Raw genomic sequence first — 17,771 nt, forward strand, 5'->3', positions numbered from 1 at the left:
ATGAGACATATAACAACATCTGCTTATACACCGACTGAATTTACCATAGAAAGTTTGAGTGATACAAGTGCTAAGATTAGCGCTTGGCCTTTTGAAATAGGCTATGGCATTACTTTGGCACACCCTCTACGCCGTTTGCTTTATACTAGCACGGTAGGTTATGCGCCTACAGCTATTCACATTGATGGTGTTGCGCACGAATTTGATAGTATGCGTGGTATGCTTGAGGATGTCGCACTTTTTATCATTAATCTTAAAAAACTTCGCTTTAAGCTTAAAAGCGATAGTGATAAAGAAGTTGTTGAATTTTATTTTAAGGGACCAAAGGAAATTCACGGCAGAGATTTGGACAATGAGCAAGTGAGTGTTGTCAATGAGGACGCTTATTTAGCTACTATCAATGAGGACGCTGAGCTTAAATTTACGCTTATTATAGAAAAAGGGATAGGCTATGTGCCAAGCGAGGAGATTAAAGAGCTTTTAAATGATGACAAATTTATAGCTCTTGATGCTTTTTTCACCCCTATAAGAGAGGCGACTTATGATATAGAAAAGGTATTATTTGAAGATAATCCTGATTATGAAAAGGTGGTTTTAACCATCACAACAGACGGGCAAATCACTCCAAATGAAGCTTTTCAAAATGCTTTGGAGGCGATGTATAAGCAATTAAGCGTGTTTGATAAAATTACTAATGTTAGAAGTATGATTAAAACACAAGCGAGTAACAACGAGCTTGAAAATACTAAGCTTCTTCAAAACATTACGGATTTAAATTTGAGTGCTAGAAGCTATAATTGTCTTGAAAAAGCTGGAGTTGTTTATATAGGTGAGTTGGCTCTTATGAGTGTAAATGAACTAGCTGGACTTAAAAATTTAGGTAAGAAATCTTTAGATGAAATTAAGAGTGTTATGGAGAGCATAGGCTTTGCAGTTGGCACTTCTAAATTGAGTGATAATAAAGATTTGCTTAAGAAAAAAATTGAAGAACTCAAAGGATAAATAATGAGACATAAACACGGATATAGAAAACTTGGTAGAACTTCATCGCATCGCGCAGCTTTGTTAAAGAATTTAACCATAGCTCTTGTTAATAGTGGCAAAATCGAAACAACCTTGCCTAAAGCTAAAGAGTTAAGAGGTTATGTTGAAAGACTGATAACTAGAGCTAGAGAGGGTGATTTTAACGCACATAGAGCCGTTTTTGCTTCTTTGCAAGATAAATATGCGACAAACAAACTTGTTAATGAAATTGCTCCGCAATTTAAAGATAGAAAAGGTGGTTACACTAGAATCATCAAAACAAGAATTCGTCGTGGTGATGCGGCTGAAATGGCTTTCATCGAGTTTGTAGCTTAAATTTAGTGGATTTTTCCACTAAATTGATTTTAAATTTTTTCTCTCATTTTTAAACTTTTCCTATGTTTTTTTAAACCTTGCCAAAAATTCAATTATTTTCGTTAAAATTAAATTAATTTCATTGACTAAGGAAAATTATGCAAGAGCGTCTTCGTATCGCTATACAAAAATCAGGCAGACTTTCAAAAGATTCTTTAACTCTTTTACGAGAATGTGGGGTTAAAATGCACATACACGAGCAAAGTTTGATTGTTTGTTCTACAAATTTGGCTTTAGATATTTTAAGGGTGCGTGATGATGATATTCCCGGACTTGTTTTTGACGGAGTGGTGGATTTAGGCATTATAGGGGAAAATGTTTTAGAGGAACACGCTCTTGAGCGGGAAGCGCAAAATGAGGGTGTGGGATTTAAGTTGTTAAAAAAATTAGATTTTGGATATTGTCGTTTGTCTTTGGCTTTGCCACAAGATAAGGACTATAAAGATATTAAAGATTTTGAGGGGCTTAGAATTGCCACTTCTTATCCGCAACTTTTAAAGAGATTTATGAAAGAACAGGGTGTAAATTATAAAAATTGTATGCTTACAGGTTCGGTTGAAGTAGCACCTCGTGCGAATTTAGCTGACGCGATTTGTGATTTGGTTTCAAGTGGTGCGACTTTACAGGCTAATGGATTAAAAGAGGTTAAGGTGGTGTATGAATCAAGAGCTTGTTTAATACAAAAAAATGCCTCGCTAAATCATACTTGTCAAAATTTAGTCGATAAAATTTTACTTCGTATGGAGGGCGTGATACAAGCAAGAGAGAGTAAATACATTATGCTTCACGCTCCAAAAGAAAAGCTTGAGGCTATACAAAATTTATTGCCAGGTATGGAAAAGCCAACGATAATCCCACTTTCTCACGATGATAAAAATGTTGCCTTGCATATGGTGAGTAAGGAAAATTTATTTTGGGAGACGATGGAGGCTTTGAAAGATGAGGGGGCAAGTTCGATTTTGGTTTTGCCGATTGAAAAGATGTTGAGGTAGGAAAATGCAAGTATTAATTTATGAAAATTTAAGCCAAGAGCAAAAACGCGAGGCTCTTAAGCGTCCTGTGATGAGTGTGAAAGAAGAGATTAAGGACATCGTTGAAAATATCATCAGCGAAGTAAAACAAAGAGGCGATGAAGCCTTAGTAGAACAAGCGTTGAAATTTGATAAGGCTCAAATTTCTAGCGTGAAAATTTCTAATGAAGAATTAAATGAGGCTTCAAAAAGAGTTGATGAAAGCTTAAAAGAAGCGATAAAAACAGCTTGCGAAAATATCAAAAAATTCCACCAAGCCCAGCTTAAAGAAAGCGTGAGAGTAGAGACCTCTAAGGGCGTTTGGTGTGAGCTTTTAACGCGACCCATTGAAAAAGTGGGCTTATACATACCAGCAGGTTCAGCCCCTCTTTTTTCTACGGCTTTAATGCTTGCCATCCCAGCTAAGATTGCAAAATGTGAAAAAATCGTTCTTGCAAGTCCCGCTAAAATCAACGACACCGTGCTTTTTTGTGCTAGACTTTGCGGGGTTGATGAGGTCTATCAAATGGGCGGAGCGGGGGCTATCGCTGCCCTTGCTTATGGGAGTCAAAGCGTTTTAAAGGTGGATAAGATTTTTGGACCCGGAAATGCCTTTGTAACAGAAGCAAAAAGGCAAGTAAGTAGCGATATAATGGGTGCTAGCATTGATATGCAAGCGGGACCTAGCGAGGTTTTAGTCATTGCAGATGAGGCGGCAAATGCTACTTTTGTAGCAAGTGATTTGCTTTCACAAGCTGAACACGGAGCCGATTCGCAAGTGATTTTAGTGTGTTTAAGCAAAGAATTTGCTAAAAAGACGCAAGAAGAGCTTACGATTCAGCTTGAAAAGCTCCCTAGAAAAGAGATTGCCCTAAAAAGTTTGGAGCATTCTAAGATTTTTATCGCTAAAGATTTAAATGAGGCTCTTGAAATTTCAAATGCTTATGCACCTGAGCATTTGATTTTGCAAACTCAAAATCCAAGAGAGCTTTTAAGTGGTGTTAAGCACGCCGGTTCTGTATTTTTGGGGGCGTATTCTCCGGAATCTATGGGTGATTATGCAAGTGGGACAAATCACGTTTTGCCAACTTACGGACTTACAAAAACACATTCAAGTTTAAATTTAATGGACTTTATGAAAACGATGAGTGTGCAAGAATTAAGTGTTGATGGTTTTAAAAATTTGGCTAAAAGTGTTGAGCTTATGGCGGAAGCTGAGTGCCTACACGCCCATAAAAATGCGGTAAGTTTGCGTTTAGAGGCTTTAAGAAATGAGTGAGAAAATCTTATTTATCGATAGAGATGGCACACTCATATGTGAGCCAAAAGAGGATTTTCAAGTCGATAGTCTTGAAAAATTGATGTTTGAAAAAGGTGCAATTAATGCACTCTTAACGCTTAAAAAATTTGGCTTTAGCTTTGTGATGATTACAAATCAAGATGGGCTTGGCACGGCGAGTTTTCCTAAGGAAAATTTTGAAATTCCTCATCAAAAAATGCTTGATATTTTGCAAAGCTGTGGGATAGAATTTAAAGAAATTTTCATTTGTCCGCATTTTGAAAAAGAAAATTGTGCTTGTAGGAAGCCTAAAACCGCTCTTTTAGGGGATTACATCAAGTATCATTTATATGATGAAGAGCAAAGTTTTGTCATCGGCGATAGGCAAAGCGATATGGACTTGGCAAAGAATTTGGGTGTAAGAGGGCTTAGATATGGTGAGCTTTCTTGGGAGCAGATAACGGAGCAAATTTTAAGCTCGTTTCGCTGTGCAAGTGTGAAAAGAAAGACTAAGGAAACGGATATTAGCGTTAAAGTGGCGTTAAATGGTGGCGGAGTTAAAATTGATAGTGGGGTGGCGTTTTTAGACCATATGCTTGAGCAAATCGCCGTGCATAGTGGCATAGGACTTGAGCTTTCTTGCAGGGGAGATTTAGAAGTCGATGAGCATCATAGCGTAGAAGACATAGCCTTAGCACTTGGCGAGGCTTTAAAAAAGGCTTTGGGGGACAAAATAGGCATAGCAAGATATGGCTTTGTTTTGCCTATGGATGAGAGTTTGGCATTTTGTGCGCTAGATTTTTGCAATCGCCCTCATCTCAAATTTAAGGCTAAATTTAAAAAGCAAAAATTAGGCGAGTTAAGCACAGAGCTGATAGAGCATTTTTTCTACTCTTTAAGCTATGCTTTGGGGGTGAGTTTGCATTTAAGGGTTAAGGGCAAAAACGACCATCACAAATGCGAGGCGCTTTTTAAAGCCTTTGCTAAAGCTCTTAAAATGGCGATTAAGATAGAAAGTGAGAATTTGGCAAGCTCTAAAGGGGTGATGTGAAAAGTTTAAATTTAGATTTTGTAGAAAACAAACCTATGCAAATCAAACCCTTTCTTAAGTGGGCTGGAGGTAAAAGGGCTTTGAGTGCTTTTATAATGCCTTTTGTGCCAAAATATTTTAAAGCTTATTTTGAGCCTTTTTTGGGAGGTGGGGCTTTATTTTTCACTCTTTATCAAAAAGGATTTTTAAAAGATAATGTAATTCTTAATGATAAAAATAAAGAGCTTATCAATACCTACAAAATCTTACAAAATCATCTTAGTGAGCTTTTAAAAATCTTAGAAAATTTTCAAAGAAATCACAACAAAGAGCATTTTTATACTATAAGAAATTTAGATAGAAATAAAGAATTTGTAAATGAGGATAGCACTTTTAGAGCGGCTAGATTTATCTATCTTAATAAAACTTGTTTTAATGGCTTGTGTCGTTATAATGCTAAGGGCGAGTTTAACACTCCTTTAGGGAGCTATAAAAATCCTAAAATTTATGAAAAAGAAGTGCTTTTAAACGCCTCTTTAGCTTTGCAAAATACACAAATTTGTGATAATGATTTTGAAAGAATTTGCGGCTGGGCAAAGAAAAATGATTTTATCTATTTTGACCCACCTTATTATCCTTTAAATAAGACTTCAAGCTTTGTAAGCTATACGGATGTATTTTTAGAACAAGAGCAAATACGACTAGCAAAGCTTTTTAAAGAATTAGATTCTAAAGGCGTTAAGGTATTACAAAGTAATTCTAATACCCCTTTTATTAGGGAGCTTTATAAAGGTTTTGAAATCATAGAGCTTAAAGCAAAAAGAGCGATTAATTGTAAGGGTGAAAGACGAGGTGAAATCACTGAACTTTTGATTAAGGGAAATTATGAGTAAAAATAATGAAAGTTGGCAAAAAATTTATGAAGATTTAAAAATTTTTAAACACGATTTTAAAAAAGAACCGTTTTATTTGAGTGCTGAGCAAATTAAACTATGCGTTAAGGATTTTCAAAAAACTTCACAAAAAGAAGTGCGTGTTTTATGTAAGCAAGATAGTAGAGAGGATAGACCGCAGGTTTTTATAGACAATGATTTATTTATTTTGCCGATTAAAAATGGCGAATATATCCTTTGTAAAGGTGATGGTTATGTAGATATACCAAACATAGAAACGAAAGCCATTTCTTATAAAAGTAAGCTAGATTTTGAACTTAAAAGTGTGAGTGTGGGTGATTCTGAAATGCAACATTTAGATTTTGCTTATGCTTCAAGTCTTATCCGCACCTTTATGCAAGATGAAAGTCTTGTCATAAGGGGACGCAAATACACACCAGAATTTGATTTTAATACTAAGCTTTATCAAAATATCAAGATTAAGTCCGTGCAAACTGAAGTGGATAGTGGTTTCGAGGGTAGAGAAAAAATCGTTTTAGTGGAAGCTAAAAATAATTTGACGCAAAATGTCATTATTAGACAGCTTTATTATCCTCTAAGGCAGTGGAGCATTCACACGCAAAAAGAAATTACAACTCTCTTTTTTGAAAAAAGAAGTGATGAATTTTTAATATGGGAATTTATTTTCAATGATATAAAAAATTATAATAGCATTGAGCTTAAACGCAGCGCAAAATTTATCATAAACAAAGGTATATTATGAAACTTTACATCATTGATACGGCTTGTGCGAATTTGGCGAGTTTGAAATTTAGTCTTGAAAGGCTGGGCTACAAAGCAGAGGTTTCAAGGGAGATTAAAGAGCTTGAGAAGGCGGATAAGCTTTTTTTACCGGGCGTTGGCACGGCGGCTACGGCGATGCGAAATTTAGAAAATTTTAAACTGATAGAATTTATCAAAACGACCCAAAAGCCCCTTCTTGGTATTTGTTTGGGTATGCAAATTTTAGGCGAATTTAGCAAGGAGCTGGAGCAAAAAACGCTTGGCATTATGCCTTTTAAGACTTTGAAATTTGAAGAAAAAAAGGGCTTTTCTTTGCCTCATATGGGTTGGAATGATGTGAAAAGTGAGGATGTGCTTTTTAAGGGTTTAAATGGGGCGTATTTTTACTTCGTACATAGTTTTTGCGTGGATTTAAACGCACACACCATAGCCACTTGCGAGTATTCTAAGCCTTTTAGTGCGGCTTTGAAAAAGGGTAATTTTTACGGTGTGCAGTTTCACCCTGAAAGAAGTGGCGAGGCGGGGGAGCTTTTGCTTAAAAATTTTATACAGGAGAATAGATGAAAAGTGAGCTGATACCAGCGATTGATTTGATTGATGGGGAGGTTGTAAGGCTTGTTAAGGGAGCGTATGAGAGTAAGCAAAGCTACGATTTTAAGCCTTTAAAAAAGTTAAAAGAGTATGAGAGAGCGGGGGCAAAATGGCTTCATTTAGTCGATTTGAGTGGGGCGAAAGAGCCTAGCAAAAGGCAGTTTGAGCTAATTAAAACTCTTGCATCTAATGTGAGTGTAAATTTGCAAGTAGGCGGAGGCATCCGCACGAAAGATGAGATTAAAGCTTTGCTTGAAAGTGGAGCAAGCCGCGTGGTAGTCGGCTCTTTAGCCCTTACAAATCCTAAGCTTTGCGTGGAGCTTTTGCGTGAATTTGGAGCGGAAAAAATTTGTCTTGCACTTGATGTAAAGCCTACAAAAAAGGACTTTTTCATCGCTTTAAACGCTTGGCAGGATACGAGTGAGAAAAGGCTTTTTGAAGTGCTTGAGTTCTATGCAAAAGAGGGTTTAAAGCACATTTTATGCACGGATATTTCAAAGGACGGCACGCTAAGCGGGGTGAATGTGGGGCTTTACGAGCAAATTGCTTTAAACTACCCTCAAATTCATATTCAAGCAAGTGGAGGCGTGGCAGGACTTGAGGATTTAAAAAAATTAAAGGGGCTTTGCGGTGGTGTCATCGTGGGTAAGGCTTTGCTGGAGGGGATTTTTAGCGTGGAGGAGGGGATAAGATGTTTGACCAATTAATGATTTATAAAGAACTTGCCAAAGAGGTTTTAAAGCAAAATCAAAAACCCTTAAGTGTCAATGAAATTTGGCAAAAAGCTTATGAAAAAAATTTACATAAAAAACTTTTTAGTATAGGACAAAATCCTATTGCTACTTTAAGAAATATCATAAATACAGACATAAGAGAAAAGCGTGAAAATTCTTTGTTTATTAGGGTTTCTCAGCAACCTACGACATTTTGGCTAAGAGCAAGACAAAATGAGCTTATAAATTTAAACTTAAGCGAAGAAAAAGAAGTGAAACTTGAAAAAACTAAATTTAATGAAAGGGATTTGCACCCCTTGCTTGTGAAATTTCTTTATGAAAATCTTGATTTTCGCTTAAATTCCAAGACCATTTATCACGAGAAAAGCAAGAAAAGCGAGAGTGGCAAGGATAAGTGGAATTACCCTGATATTGTGGGGGTGTATTTTCCTTATGATGATTATCAAAATGAAACTTTAGGGCTTTTAGAAAGTTTGAAACTCAATAGCTATAAAATCTTTTCTTTTGAGCTTAAAATCGCGATTAATTTTTCAAATTTGAAAGAGTATTATTTTCAAGCCGTAAGTAATTCTAGCTGGGCAAATGAGGGTTATTTGGTTGTTTTAAAAGAGATTGATGATGAGGTTTTAAGTGAGCTTAGACGGCTTAATCAAAGCTTTGGTATAGGTGTAATACAGCTTGATGGCAGCGAATTTTCAAATTCTAAAATTGTCTTAAGTGCAAAAGAAAAAGCTTTAGATATGCAAACTATCGATATGCTTGTGGATAAAAATGAGGACTTTAAAGAATTTATCGGGGATATTAATAAGCAAATTAAGGTTGGTAATAATATCAAAATTCAATCAAGTTTTGATAAGATTAAAAGCGATGAGGAAATGGCAAAATACCTTAAAGAAAAGCATATTTTGGAGGGATAGATGCTAACAAAACGCATTATTGCTTGTTTAGATGTTAAAGACGGCAGGGTTGTAAAGGGAGTGCAGTTTAAAAACCATAAAGATATGGGAGATATTGTCGAGTTTGCGAAATTTTACTCGCAAAATGGCATTGATGAGCTTGTGTTTTACGACATAGCTGCAAGTGCGAAAAAGCAAAGGGTGAGCCGTGAGTGGGTGAGTAAGGTGGCAAAAAGCATTAATATTCCCTTTTGTGTGGCTGGGGGTGTTAAGAGCGAAGAAGACGCAAGAGAGCTTTTAGCCAGTGGGGCGGATAAGATTTCAATTAATTCTCCCGCCTTAAATGACCCTAGTCTTATCACGCGTTTGGCTAAAAGCTTTGGCACGCAGTGCGTTGTGGTGGGTGTGGATAGTTTTAAAGATGAAAATGGAAATTTAAAGGTTTTTAAATACACAGGCGATGAGAGTAAAAGTCAGCATAGCGGTAAAAATACGCTAGAGTGGATTAAGGAGGCGGTGGAGCTTGGGGCTGGGGAAATCGTGCTTAATATGATGAATCAAGACGGCGTTAAAAAGGGCTATGATTTAGAGCAGTTAAAAGCGGTGCGTGAAATTTGCTCCGTGCCTTTAATCGCAAGTGGCGGTGCGGGAGAGATGGGGCATTTTTTAGAAGCTTTTGAGCTTGGCGTTGATGGGGCTTTAGCGGCTTCTGTGTTTCATCAAAGGCTGATTGATATTAAGGATTTAAAAAGCTTTTTGAAAGAAAAGGGCGTAAGTGTGAGGCTTTGATGGCGACAAGTGAAGATTTTAAAAATTTCGTGCTAGAGTGCCTTGAAAATACAAATTTGGGTTTTGAGTTTAGCGCAAGAAAAATGTTTGGTGATTACTGCATTTATGTGCATTTGGGTGCAGAAAGAAAGCCTTTGTTTTTACTCTGTGATGAAAGGCTTTTTATAAAATGCTATGATAAGCTTAAGGGGCTTTTAGATGAGAAAGATAAGCCCTTTGAAAAAGCAAAAGAATGGTATGTGGTGGATTTTGAAAATTTAGTTTTACTAGAAGAAATTTTAAAAAAAGTGCTGAAAGGATAAAAGATGAAAAAATTTGAAGACTTGGTTGGTGAGCTTGATTGGGAAAAAGTGGGCGGTTTAGTGCCTGTTATTGTGCAGGATTTTCGCACAAGCGAGGTTTTAATGCTAGGCTTTATGAATGAAGAAGCGTTAAGGAAGAGCTTAGAAGAAGGTAAGGTCGTGTTTTACTCACGCACAAAAAAGCGTTTGTGGCTTAAGGGCGAGGAAAGTGGAAATTTTTTAAACATTGTGGATTTGGGGCTTGACTGCGATAAAGACAGCATTTTGATTTTAGCTAATCCTGCTGGAGCCACTTGTCATAGTGGCGATATTTCTTGTTTTGAAGAAGTTTCTAAAAGAGCGGATTTTGTTTTCCTTTCAAGGCTTTTGCGTTTGATAAATGCTAGAAAATTTGCTGATGAGGTTAGTTCTTACACGGCAAGTTTATTTAAAAGTGGCACAAAAAGAATCGCACAAAAAGTTGGTGAAGAGGGCGTTGAAACAGCTCTTGCGGCAGTGGCTGGAGACAAAGAAGAGCTTATCTGCGAGGCGGCTGATTTATTATTTCATCTTAGCGTTTTGTTGAGTGATAGAAACTTAAGCTTAAATGAAGTTATCACTAAGCTTAAAGAGAGAAATGAGGGCTAAGCCTCATTTTGTAGGGTGGAGTTCGTTTGCGTAGAAGCTAACGGAATTCATACCTTCTTTCAAAGCCCACTCATAAGCCTTAGCGACAAAAGCCCAGTTAATATGAGCGTAAAATTTCTCCAAATATGCAGGTCTAGCATTTCTATGATCGACATAATAAGCATGCTCCCATACATCGACAACTAAAAGAGGAATTTTATCATCACAAATCGGCGTAGCAGCGTTTGAAGTGCCTACAAATTCAAGTTTTTGCGTTTTAGAATCTAAAACAAGCCAAAACCAACCCGAGCCAAAAACCCCTGTCGCACCTTTAATAAATTCGTCTTTAAAGCTTTCTAATGAGCCAAAATTTTTTTCTAAAGCTGCTTTTAAATTTGGACATTCACAGGTGCTTTGACTAGGACTAATGCAATCAAAATAAAAATCGTGATTATAAACTTGAGCTGCATTATTAAAAATTCCACCGCTTGAGTTTTTGATAATGCTTACTAAATCTTTCCCAGCAAATTCGGTATTTTGGATAAGATTGTTAAGATTATTGACATAAGTTTGGTGGTGTTTGCCGTGATGATAGCTAAAGGTTTCAGCACTTAAAAAATCACCAAAAGCATTAGTATTGTAAGGTAATTTTCTTAATTCAAACATCGTTTCTCCTTTAAAGTTTGATGAGAGATTTTAACAAAAATTCGTTAAAAAAGAGTAAAACACTCTTTTGATTTAAAAAAATTCCTCTATTTTTGTTCGCATTAAAGCCTCATCATCAATGCGGTTTATCATATCTCTAAAAGCCGAAGCGTCTTTATGCCCTTTAGAATATTCGTGCAAATGCTTACGAAAAATGCTTACCCCCATAGCCTTATAGTGCTTCATCATTTCCTCAAAATGCGTTAAGATAATGCGTTTTTTGAGTGCCTCATCTACGCTTTTACCCTCTTTAATCTCGTAAAAAATCCAAGGATTTCCCACGCTAGCTCTACCTATCATCAAGCCCTCACAAGCAGTGATTTTAAAAACTTCTTCTGCATTTTGTGCGTTAATGTCGCCATTAGCAATGACTGGAATTTTAACACTTTGCTTAGCTTTGGCTATGGAGTGATAATCTGCTTTTCCGCTATAAAGCTGCTTTCTTGTGCGTCCGTGTATGCTAATGAAATCCACCCCAAGCTCTTCACAAATTTGTGCCATTTTTTCTGGATATTTTTCGTTAAAACCAAGTCGAAATTTTACACTCGTTAGGCTTTTTTTATTATATGTTTTGATGATTCCAACAAGTTTTTTAAAAAGCTCTAAATTTTCAAGTAAGGCACTACCAGCACATTGTTTTACGACTTTATTGACAGGGCAACCGCAATTAAAATCAATGCCATCGATGAAGTCAAGCTCATTTAGCATTAAAACTGCTTTTTTAAGAATTTCTTCATCCCCTCCGGCAATTTGCACGATGTAGGGTTTTTCAAATGGTGTTTTTTCAAGCATTTTGAGACTTTTCGTGCTTTCATAAACTAAGGCATTTGAGCTTATCATTTCGCTGATAGTAACATCAGCACCAAATTGCTTCACTACACTACGAAAAGGAGGGTCTGTAAAACCCGCCATAGGTGCTAAAAAAAGAGGTTTTGCGTTAAAATTTATCATAAGATAATGCGATTTAAATCAAGCTTGATATTTTTTTCTCTTAAAACAAGCAAGGCTTTAAAGTCTGTAAATTCTTCTTTATTTCTAATTTGATTTTCTAATTCTTCAAACATAGAAAATTCGGCTAATAAATATAAATAGGCTCTTGTGGCTTCACTTTTAGTGTTTTTAATTTTTAAGAAAATATTAATAATTGCGTCTGGATTAAAGTGCTTGATGCACATTTTTGCAACGGCTAAATACTCGCTTTCACTGAAATTTGCTTTTTCTATCAAGACTTCAAATTCGGCTAAATTAAGCTCTAAATTTCCCTCTTTAAAACGCTTGATAAGACTTAAAATTTGCTCGTTTGTTTTTGTGATTTTTAAATTTTTAATTTGTTCGTAAGTGCCTTTTTTAAGCACCATTTCAAAGGCTAAATCTTGGGTTTCTGTGTCTAATTCACTTAAATTTTTAAGCTTAGAATAAGCATAATCTAGCTCGTTTTTAATGCGATTTTTTTCATTTTGCAAAACAAGAATATTATTTTTATCAAGCTTAAATTTGTTGAGGTTTTGAAACTCCCCTTTTTTAAGGGCTTCAAGCATATCTAAAATATCATTAATTTGATTAAAATCTGCACTTTTTAACCCTTGTTTTAAACTTTTGCAAAGCTCACCAACTTGTTTAAATTCTTTAGTATGAAAAGAAATTTTACTTTCTCTTTCTAAAAGCAAATCCTTAGTAAAATCTTGAAATTTTGCCGCATCTTTAAAGAAATGCTTGAATTTTAAATATCTTAGAAAACCATAAAAACTGATGTGAAATAATGCCAAGATAAAATAAAATGCCAAAGGTGCAACCAGCCAAAGCATAATAGGCAAATTTAAGGTAAAAGTACCTAAAACAAGCTCATAATAGCCCAAATCTAAATAAAACATAAAAGCTATGATTAGTGCGATATAAATCAAACTTGCCAAAATAAAAAGTCGAATTTTCATAACATTCCTTTTTCTGCGATTTCTCTACAGGCAATGCAATACCTTGCGTGAGGCTTGACTTTGAGGCGTTCTATATCGATAAATTCATCACAAGACTCACAAATGCCATAATTTTTATGTTGAATTTTTCTAAGAGATTCTTCTATTTCTTTTAATTCTTGTTTTAAATTTGCACTGATGGTAAAGTCGATTTGCGAGTCGATTTCTATGGTTGAAAAATCGACGCTATCGCTTGGTGCTGAGTTGTGTAAGGCTTCAATTTCCTTTGAGTTGATTTGTAGGTTTTCTAGTATAACTTTTTTGCGTTCTTGCAAGAAATTTTCAAAAAATTTTAAATCGCTTGTTTTCATTAAAACTCCTATTTGTGATATGGGTGGTTATGATTGATGCAAAAGGCTCTATAAATTTGCTCTAATAATAAAATTTTAACAAAATGATGTGCTAAGGTTAGGCGACTAAGAGCGAGATTAAAGTCGAATTTATCAAGCATTTCGCGTCTAAAACCATAAGCGCCACCTATGAAAAAATTAAGTTCATTTTTATTTTCTATCAGTTTTGCAAATTCAATGCTATTAAGCTCCGTCCCTCTTTCATCTAACAGCACACAAAAACCTTTTTTGTGAGGTAAAAAGGCTTCTTCATAGCTTTTTTGTGCGTTTTGAACTCCTTGAATTTGAGCTTTTGCTACTTTTTTATCAAAAAGATTGTGTTCTTTTAAAGTGGCATATTTAGAGATGAGCTTGGCATATTTTTCACTCAAATGTGCCAAATCTTCACTTTTTTGCAAATAAAAAATGCCAAGTTGCAAATTATTTTCCGCTAAAAAATTTCAAAGCATCGCTGACAAATTGCTTTTGAGCGGCTCTTTCTACTATGTTGTCAATGAGTCCGTGTTCAAGTAAAAACTCAGCCCTTTGAAAGCCCTCAGGTAAATCTGCTCCTATGGTTTGCTTTATAACTCTTGCTCCCGCAAAGCCAACTAATGCACCCGGCTCGGCTATAATTAAATCCCCAAGCCAAGCAAAGGAAGCTGATACCCCACCCATAGTAGGGTCAGTTAAAATGCTTATGTATGGTAGTTTTTCCTTGCTAAGAAGTTTTATGGCAGCACTAGTTTTACTCATTTGCATTAAAGAATAGGTGCTTTCTTGCATTCTTGCGCCCCCACTTGTGCTAACGATGATTAAGCCACTTTTTGCACTAATGGCTCTTTGCACTGCGCGCACGATTTTTTCACCCTCCACAGAACCAAGACTTCCCCCTATGAAAGAAAAATCAAAAACTACAAGTTGAGCTTTTAAGCTGTTGATAGTGCATTCGCCACTTATCACAGCACTTTTTCTACCTGTTTTATTTTCCCCCTCACTCAAACGCTTTTTGTAGGATTTGCTATCGACAAATTTTAAAGGGTCGATTGCTTCTAAATCTTTATCAAATTCTACAAAACTTCCAGTATCACTTAAAAGCTCTATGCGTTTTAAAGCTGAAATTCTCATATGAAAAGAGCATTTAGGACAAACATCAAAGCAGCTTTCCACTTCTTTGTAATACATCAAAGCGTGGCAACTTGGGCATTTTACCCAGTGATTTGGTGCTTCGTTGGGGCTTGATTGTTTTTTTCTAATCTTTGAAAATATGTCAATAAAATTCATCTTCAGCCTTTAAAATCTTGTTCCGAGACTAAACTCAAAAGTGCTAGTATCATCACCCGGTTTATCATTAAGTGGTTTGGCAAAAACGACTTGCAAAGGACCTATAGGTGTAATCCACTCTATGCCAAAGCCCGTGCTCATTCTTTGCATATCGTCAATTTGCGTTTTACCTATGGCACCATAATCGAAAAATACGCTTCCGCGTAATTTAATTCTATCAATAAGCGGGAAGCTAAGCTCAAAGGAATTTGCAAAGGCTATGGTTCCCCCTACTTCATCACCCCATTCGTTTCTAGGGCTTACGGTGCGATTTTCAAAACCGCGTATGGAACGCATACCCCCTAGATAAACGCGCTGGTTGATTGGTAAATAGCCTTGGTCCCAAACTTTATAAAAATTGGCTTTATAGCGATAAATTAAATCGTAGCCGATATAATCTTCTAAACCTTGATAAAAATTAAAACTTGTTTTTGAGTATAGAAATTGTTGGTCGCCTCCAACCCCTGCGAATTCAAGGGCTGAAGAGGCAATGATACCTGAGCGTGGCAAATAAAAATCATCTGTATTATTAAAGCTTATTGCCGGAGAAATGGAGCTTTTAATACTTTCTCCTAATTGATAACCTGTTCTTAGTAGTGTTGGGCTTAGATAATAAATATCACTTTGTTCTAAATTGTAGGTTACACTTGCGTTGAAATAACGCCAAAATTGCCTACCAAGCGTGATATCAAAGCCGTAGTTTTGCTCGGAATATTCGTCCCACTCATAATCATTTGAATAAAGTGAACCGCCGAGACTATATTCGCTATCGGCTATTCTTGGATTGGTTATATTAATTCTGCCTGAAAGCGTTTCATCACTTTTATCTATGCTAACTGAACTTTTAATGCCTGAACCAAAAATATTACTATCCGAAAGCGAAGCATTAAGAAGCAAACCATCGCTTGAGCTATAACCGATACCACCAGAAATTGCACCCGTAGCAGCCTCTTTAACTTCGACTATCAAGTCAATATGCGTTTCATCAACCCTTTCTTCTTTGATTTCAACGCTTTCAAAATAAGAAGTTCTCCTTAGTGCGTTGATAGATTCTTTTAAGTCGGTTCTATGGTAAAGATTTCCTTCCGTGAGGAAAAGTTCTCTACGCACAACCCTATCAACGGTGCGTGAATTTCCGGAAATAATAACATTTCTTATATAGACCTTTTCATTTGGCACGACCTGAAAGCTTATGCTTGCTTCGTGTGTTTCGCTATTTTTTTGTATATCTGGAAAGACTTGAACGAAAGCATAGCCTAAATCTGCACTTTTGGTTTCTATGGTTTTAAGGTCTTTTCTTACATCTTCTATGTTGATAATATCTTTAACTTGCGATTCTAATTCTTCTAAAATTTCTTGATTTTCTTCATCGCTAAAAAGAGGATTTTTAATTTGTATATCAACGATTTTATAAGGTTCACCCTCTTTAATAAAATAAGTCAAATCCGCCCTATAAGAATCTGTATATGTTTTAAGAAAGGGTGAGGAAACTTGCACATCTAAAAACCCTTCTTTCATATACTCATCGCTAATTCTTGCACTATCATTTCCAAGCTCAAAGACTTTAAGTTTGCCATCATTCCTGCCCCACATCCAGCCCATAAATTCTCGCTCTTTATTTGTAACAGCGGGTTCAATATCAGAATAAGAAAGCTCTTTTCCTCCACTAAGATGAACTTTGTCGATGATGATATTTTCACCGCGATTTACGATAAATTCAAGCTCCAAGCTATCCGAATTTTCTAGCTTTTTTTGCTTAACTTCAACCACGGTATCAAAATAACTTTTTGCCTCATAATAGCCTTTAATTCTTTCTTTTGCCTCTTTTAACGAGGTCTCGTCGAGTAAAGTGCCTCTTTTAATTCCCAAAAGAGCATCAAGGTGCTTTCTATCATTTGAGGCGATACCTGTGATAGTAACTTTAGCAACGCTTGGTTTTTCTTTAAGCTTAAAGGTCAAAATTCCGTTATTTTCTTCAACGATGATATTTTGAAAGTAGTTTTGTTTGTAAAGATTTAAAATAGCTGTATTAATTCTTGCTTCATTTAATTCTTCGCCTATTTTAAGTCCTGTGAGATTTAATGCTGTTTCATTAGAAAGGTGATAAAGCCCACTAAATTGTATATCTTTTATATTTGCCGCATTTAAAAAGGGAGCTAATGCACAAATACCGATGAGTTTTTTCATATTATTTTACCTAGTTTGTGATTAAAAATTGTGTATAATAGCAGAAAAAATTTAACAACTTTTAAAGCGGTTAGGGAAAGTAAATGAAAGTAGCGATTATAGGGCTTGGGCTAATGGGAGGTTCTTTAGGACTTTGCCTAAAAGAAAATAAGCTTATTAGTAGTGTTTATGGGTTAGATTTAGACGCACAAAATGCTAAAGATGCTTTAAATTTGGGATTAATCCACGAGTTAATTAGCTTTGATGCGCTTAGAAAATGTGATATTATTTTCATCGCTACGCCTGTTAATGCCATTATAGAAATTTTACAAAATTTAAAAGAATTGCCAAAAACAACGACCATTATAGAACTTGGTAGCACAAAAAGAAAGATAGTGGAGAGTTTACCCACTACTTTAATCAAGCAAACTATTTTCGCACATCCTATGGCAGGGACGGAAAATAGCGGACCAAAAGCCGCTTTTAAGGAGCTTTATAAGGACGCTGTTTGTGTGCTTTGCGATAGTGAAGTGGCTGATGATTTACACCAAAAAAGAGCGGTGGAAATTTTCTCTCATCTTGGTATGCGTATTGTATTTATGGATAGCATTTCACACGATCATCACACGGCGATAATTTCACATTTACCTCACGCCATTAGTTTTTCTTTGGCAAATTATGTTATGCGTGAAGAAGATAGAAGAAATATCGCTTATCTTGGCGGTCCCTCTTTTAAGGGAATGTGTCGTATCGCTAAATCTTCGCCCTTAATGTGGGGGGGAATTTTTACGCAAAATAAAGAAAATATCCTAGCATCCATAGAACATTTTCAAGAAGAATTAGAAAATTGCAAAAAAATGCTGGAAAATTGTGATGAAAATAAGCTTAAAAAATGGATGGAAAAAGCAAATCATTTAAGAGAAATTTTATAATTTACTTTATATTAATTTAAAAATACTATAAATTC

At 35.8% G+C, this 17,771-nt stretch carries 21 protein-coding genes; 14 read left to right on the forward strand and 7 right to left on the reverse strand.

Annotation, left to right across the window (positions count from 1 at the left end; translation table 11 throughout):
- The 13 genes from CHELV3228_RS01265 to hisIE all read left to right on the forward strand — a co-directional run bounded on the left by CHELV3228_RS01265 (position 1) and on the right by hisIE (position 10,332).
- Positions 1 to 1,002, forward strand: coding sequence for a DNA-directed RNA polymerase subunit alpha (locus CHELV3228_RS01265; RefSeq protein WP_082199177.1), 1,002 nt, complete (start codon positions 1 to 3; stop codon positions 1,000 to 1,002).
- Between the two features lie 3 nt (positions 1,003 to 1,005).
- Positions 1,006 to 1,359, forward strand: coding sequence for a 50S ribosomal protein L17 (rplQ, locus tag CHELV3228_RS01270; RefSeq protein ID WP_082199178.1), 354 nt, complete (start codon positions 1,006 to 1,008; stop codon positions 1,357 to 1,359).
- Positions 1,360 to 1,496: 137 nt separating this feature from the next.
- On the forward strand, positions 1,497 to 2,390 hold the full coding sequence (gene hisG / locus CHELV3228_RS01275; protein WP_082199179.1) for an ATP phosphoribosyltransferase: 894 nt from the start codon (positions 1,497 to 1,499) through the stop codon (positions 2,388 to 2,390).
- A gap of 4 nt (positions 2,391 to 2,394) precedes the next feature.
- Positions 2,395 to 3,687, forward strand: a complete 1,293-nt coding sequence (gene hisD, locus CHELV3228_RS01280) for a histidinol dehydrogenase (protein WP_082199180.1) — start codon at positions 2,395 to 2,397, stop codon at positions 3,685 to 3,687.
- The gene (gene hisB / locus CHELV3228_RS01285) at positions 3,680 to 4,738 is read left to right on the forward strand and encodes a bifunctional histidinol-phosphatase/imidazoleglycerol-phosphate dehydratase HisB (protein WP_082199181.1); all 1,059 of its coding nucleotides are present in this window, start codon (positions 3,680 to 3,682) and stop codon (positions 4,736 to 4,738) included. The genes hisD and hisB overlap by 8 nt, the downstream gene beginning before the upstream one ends.
- Positions 4,735 to 5,610 (forward strand): DNA adenine methylase, encoded by an 876-nt coding sequence (locus CHELV3228_RS01290; RefSeq protein WP_234981010.1) that lies wholly within the window; start codon positions 4,735 to 4,737, stop codon positions 5,608 to 5,610. The genes hisB and CHELV3228_RS01290 overlap by 4 nt, the downstream gene beginning before the upstream one ends.
- Positions 5,603 to 6,373 carry a type II restriction enzyme gene (locus tag CHELV3228_RS01295; RefSeq protein WP_082199182.1) on the forward strand — a complete coding sequence of 257 codons (771 nt, stop codon included), beginning with the start codon at positions 5,603 to 5,605 and terminating at the stop codon, positions 6,371 to 6,373. The genes CHELV3228_RS01290 and CHELV3228_RS01295 overlap by 8 nt, the downstream gene beginning before the upstream one ends.
- Complete coding sequence (hisH, locus tag CHELV3228_RS01300; protein ID WP_082199183.1) at positions 6,370 to 6,957, forward strand: imidazole glycerol phosphate synthase subunit HisH; 588 nt, start codon at positions 6,370 to 6,372, stop codon at positions 6,955 to 6,957. Before CHELV3228_RS01295 ends, hisH begins: the two co-directional genes overlap by 4 nt.
- Complete coding sequence (hisA, locus tag CHELV3228_RS01305; RefSeq protein ID WP_082199184.1) at positions 6,954 to 7,691, forward strand: 1-(5-phosphoribosyl)-5-[(5-phosphoribosylamino)methylideneamino]imidazole-4-carboxamide isomerase; 738 nt, start codon at positions 6,954 to 6,956, stop codon at positions 7,689 to 7,691. The genes hisH and hisA overlap by 4 nt, the downstream gene beginning before the upstream one ends.
- Positions 7,676 to 8,635: an HTH domain-containing protein gene (locus tag CHELV3228_RS01310; RefSeq protein WP_082199185.1), complete on the forward strand. Its 960-nt coding sequence runs from the start codon at positions 7,676 to 7,678 to the stop codon at positions 8,633 to 8,635. The genes hisA and CHELV3228_RS01310 overlap by 16 nt, the downstream gene beginning before the upstream one ends.
- Positions 8,636 to 9,403, forward strand: a complete 768-nt coding sequence (gene hisF / locus CHELV3228_RS01315) for an imidazole glycerol phosphate synthase subunit HisF (protein WP_082199186.1) — start codon at positions 8,636 to 8,638, stop codon at positions 9,401 to 9,403. It begins immediately after the preceding gene.
- Entirely contained in the window at positions 9,403 to 9,705 is a 303-nt protein-coding gene (locus CHELV3228_RS01320; RefSeq protein WP_082199187.1) for a competence protein TfoX, read from the forward strand. The genes hisF and CHELV3228_RS01320 overlap by 1 nt, the downstream gene beginning before the upstream one ends.
- A 3-nt stretch (positions 9,706 to 9,708) precedes the next feature.
- Positions 9,709 to 10,332: a bifunctional phosphoribosyl-AMP cyclohydrolase/phosphoribosyl-ATP diphosphatase HisIE gene (gene hisIE, locus CHELV3228_RS01325; protein ID WP_082199188.1), complete on the forward strand. Its 624-nt coding sequence runs from the start codon at positions 9,709 to 9,711 to the stop codon at positions 10,330 to 10,332.
- A 3-nt stretch (positions 10,333 to 10,335) separates the two neighbouring features.
- Here the strand turns inward: hisIE and sodB are convergent, their stop codons facing one another.
- From sodB to bamA, 7 genes are all read right to left on the reverse strand, one after another.
- Positions 10,336 to 10,977: a superoxide dismutase [Fe] gene (sodB, locus tag CHELV3228_RS01330; protein ID WP_082199189.1), complete on the reverse strand. Its 642-nt coding sequence runs from the start codon at positions 10,975 to 10,977 to the stop codon at positions 10,336 to 10,338.
- Positions 10,978 to 11,049: 72 nt separating this feature from the next.
- A complete protein-coding gene (locus CHELV3228_RS01335; protein ID WP_082199190.1) occupies positions 11,050 to 11,967 on the reverse strand; it encodes a tRNA dihydrouridine synthase in 918 nt (305 codons plus the stop codon).
- Positions 11,964 to 12,947 carry a hypothetical protein gene (locus CHELV3228_RS01340; protein ID WP_082199191.1) on the reverse strand — a complete coding sequence of 328 codons (984 nt, stop codon included), beginning with the start codon at positions 12,945 to 12,947 and terminating at the stop codon, positions 11,964 to 11,966. Before CHELV3228_RS01340 ends, CHELV3228_RS01335 begins: the two co-directional genes overlap by 4 nt.
- Complete coding sequence (dksA, locus tag CHELV3228_RS01345; RefSeq protein ID WP_082199192.1) at positions 12,944 to 13,297, reverse strand: RNA polymerase-binding protein DksA; 354 nt, start codon at positions 13,295 to 13,297, stop codon at positions 12,944 to 12,946. The genes CHELV3228_RS01340 and dksA overlap by 4 nt, the downstream gene beginning before the upstream one ends.
- Before the next feature lie 8 nt (positions 13,298 to 13,305).
- Complete coding sequence (locus tag CHELV3228_RS01350) at positions 13,306 to 13,755, reverse strand: 23S rRNA (pseudouridine(1915)-N(3))-methyltransferase RlmH (protein WP_082199193.1); 450 nt, start codon at positions 13,753 to 13,755, stop codon at positions 13,306 to 13,308.
- 1 nt (position 13,756) lies between these two features.
- Complete coding sequence (accD, locus tag CHELV3228_RS01355) at positions 13,757 to 14,599, reverse strand: acetyl-CoA carboxylase, carboxyltransferase subunit beta (protein ID WP_082199194.1); 843 nt, start codon at positions 14,597 to 14,599, stop codon at positions 13,757 to 13,759.
- Between the two features lie 9 nt (positions 14,600 to 14,608).
- Positions 14,609 to 16,825: an outer membrane protein assembly factor BamA gene (gene bamA, locus CHELV3228_RS01360; protein ID WP_082199195.1), complete on the reverse strand. Its 2,217-nt coding sequence runs from the start codon at positions 16,823 to 16,825 to the stop codon at positions 14,609 to 14,611.
- Between the two features lie 83 nt (positions 16,826 to 16,908).
- On the opposite strand from bamA, the gene CHELV3228_RS01365 reads away from it, so the two are divergent.
- Complete coding sequence (locus CHELV3228_RS01365; RefSeq protein ID WP_082199196.1) at positions 16,909 to 17,736, forward strand: prephenate dehydrogenase; 828 nt, start codon at positions 16,909 to 16,911, stop codon at positions 17,734 to 17,736.
- Positions 17,737 to 17,771 lie beyond the last annotated feature (35 nt).

The sequence above is a fragment of the Campylobacter helveticus genome (assembly GCF_002080395.1).
In the GTDB taxonomy this organism is placed as follows: Bacteria; Campylobacterota; Campylobacteria; order Campylobacterales; family Campylobacteraceae; genus Campylobacter_D; species Campylobacter_D helveticus.

Excerpts from the sequence above, each read along its gene's own strand:
- bamA (WP_082199195.1), bottom strand. The coding sequence starts at position 16,825 with ATGAAAAAACTCATCGGTATTTGTGCATTAGCTCCCTTTTTAAATGCG.
- CHELV3228_RS01310 (WP_082199185.1), top strand. The coding sequence starts at position 7,676 with ATGTTTGACCAATTAATGATTTATAAAGAACTTGCCAAAGAGGTTTTA.
- hisA (WP_082199184.1), top strand. The coding sequence starts at position 6,954 with ATGAAAAGTGAGCTGATACCAGCGATTGATTTGATTGATGGGGAGGTT.
- hisF (WP_082199186.1), top strand. The coding sequence starts at position 8,636 with ATGCTAACAAAACGCATTATTGCTTGTTTAGATGTTAAAGACGGCAGG.
- CHELV3228_RS01340 (WP_082199191.1), bottom strand. The coding sequence starts at position 12,947 with ATGAAAATTCGACTTTTTATTTTGGCAAGTTTGATTTATATCGCACTA.
- dksA (WP_082199192.1), bottom strand. The coding sequence starts at position 13,297 with ATGAAAACAAGCGATTTAAAATTTTTTGAAAATTTCTTGCAAGAACGC.
- hisB (WP_082199181.1), top strand. The coding sequence starts at position 3,680 with ATGAGTGAGAAAATCTTATTTATCGATAGAGATGGCACACTCATATGT.
- hisG (WP_082199179.1), top strand. The coding sequence starts at position 1,497 with ATGCAAGAGCGTCTTCGTATCGCTATACAAAAATCAGGCAGACTTTCA.
- hisIE (WP_082199188.1), top strand. The coding sequence starts at position 9,709 with ATGAAAAAATTTGAAGACTTGGTTGGTGAGCTTGATTGGGAAAAAGTG.
- CHELV3228_RS01365 (WP_082199196.1), top strand. The coding sequence starts at position 16,909 with ATGAAAGTAGCGATTATAGGGCTTGGGCTAATGGGAGGTTCTTTAGGA.
- CHELV3228_RS01295 (WP_082199182.1), top strand. The coding sequence starts at position 5,603 with ATGAGTAAAAATAATGAAAGTTGGCAAAAAATTTATGAAGATTTAAAA.
- rplQ (WP_082199178.1), top strand. The coding sequence starts at position 1,006 with ATGAGACATAAACACGGATATAGAAAACTTGGTAGAACTTCATCGCAT.
- accD (WP_082199194.1), bottom strand. The coding sequence starts at position 14,599 with ATGAATTTTATTGACATATTTTCAAAGATTAGAAAAAAACAATCAAGC.
- sodB (WP_082199189.1), bottom strand. The coding sequence starts at position 10,977 with ATGTTTGAATTAAGAAAATTACCTTACAATACTAATGCTTTTGGTGAT.
- hisH (WP_082199183.1), top strand. The coding sequence starts at position 6,370 with ATGAAACTTTACATCATTGATACGGCTTGTGCGAATTTGGCGAGTTTG.
- hisD (WP_082199180.1), top strand. The coding sequence starts at position 2,395 with ATGCAAGTATTAATTTATGAAAATTTAAGCCAAGAGCAAAAACGCGAG.
- CHELV3228_RS01335 (WP_082199190.1), bottom strand. The coding sequence starts at position 11,967 with ATGATAAATTTTAACGCAAAACCTCTTTTTTTAGCACCTATGGCGGGT.
- CHELV3228_RS01265 (WP_082199177.1), top strand. The coding sequence starts at position 1 with ATGAGACATATAACAACATCTGCTTATACACCGACTGAATTTACCATA.
- CHELV3228_RS01320 (WP_082199187.1), top strand. The coding sequence starts at position 9,403 with ATGGCGACAAGTGAAGATTTTAAAAATTTCGTGCTAGAGTGCCTTGAA.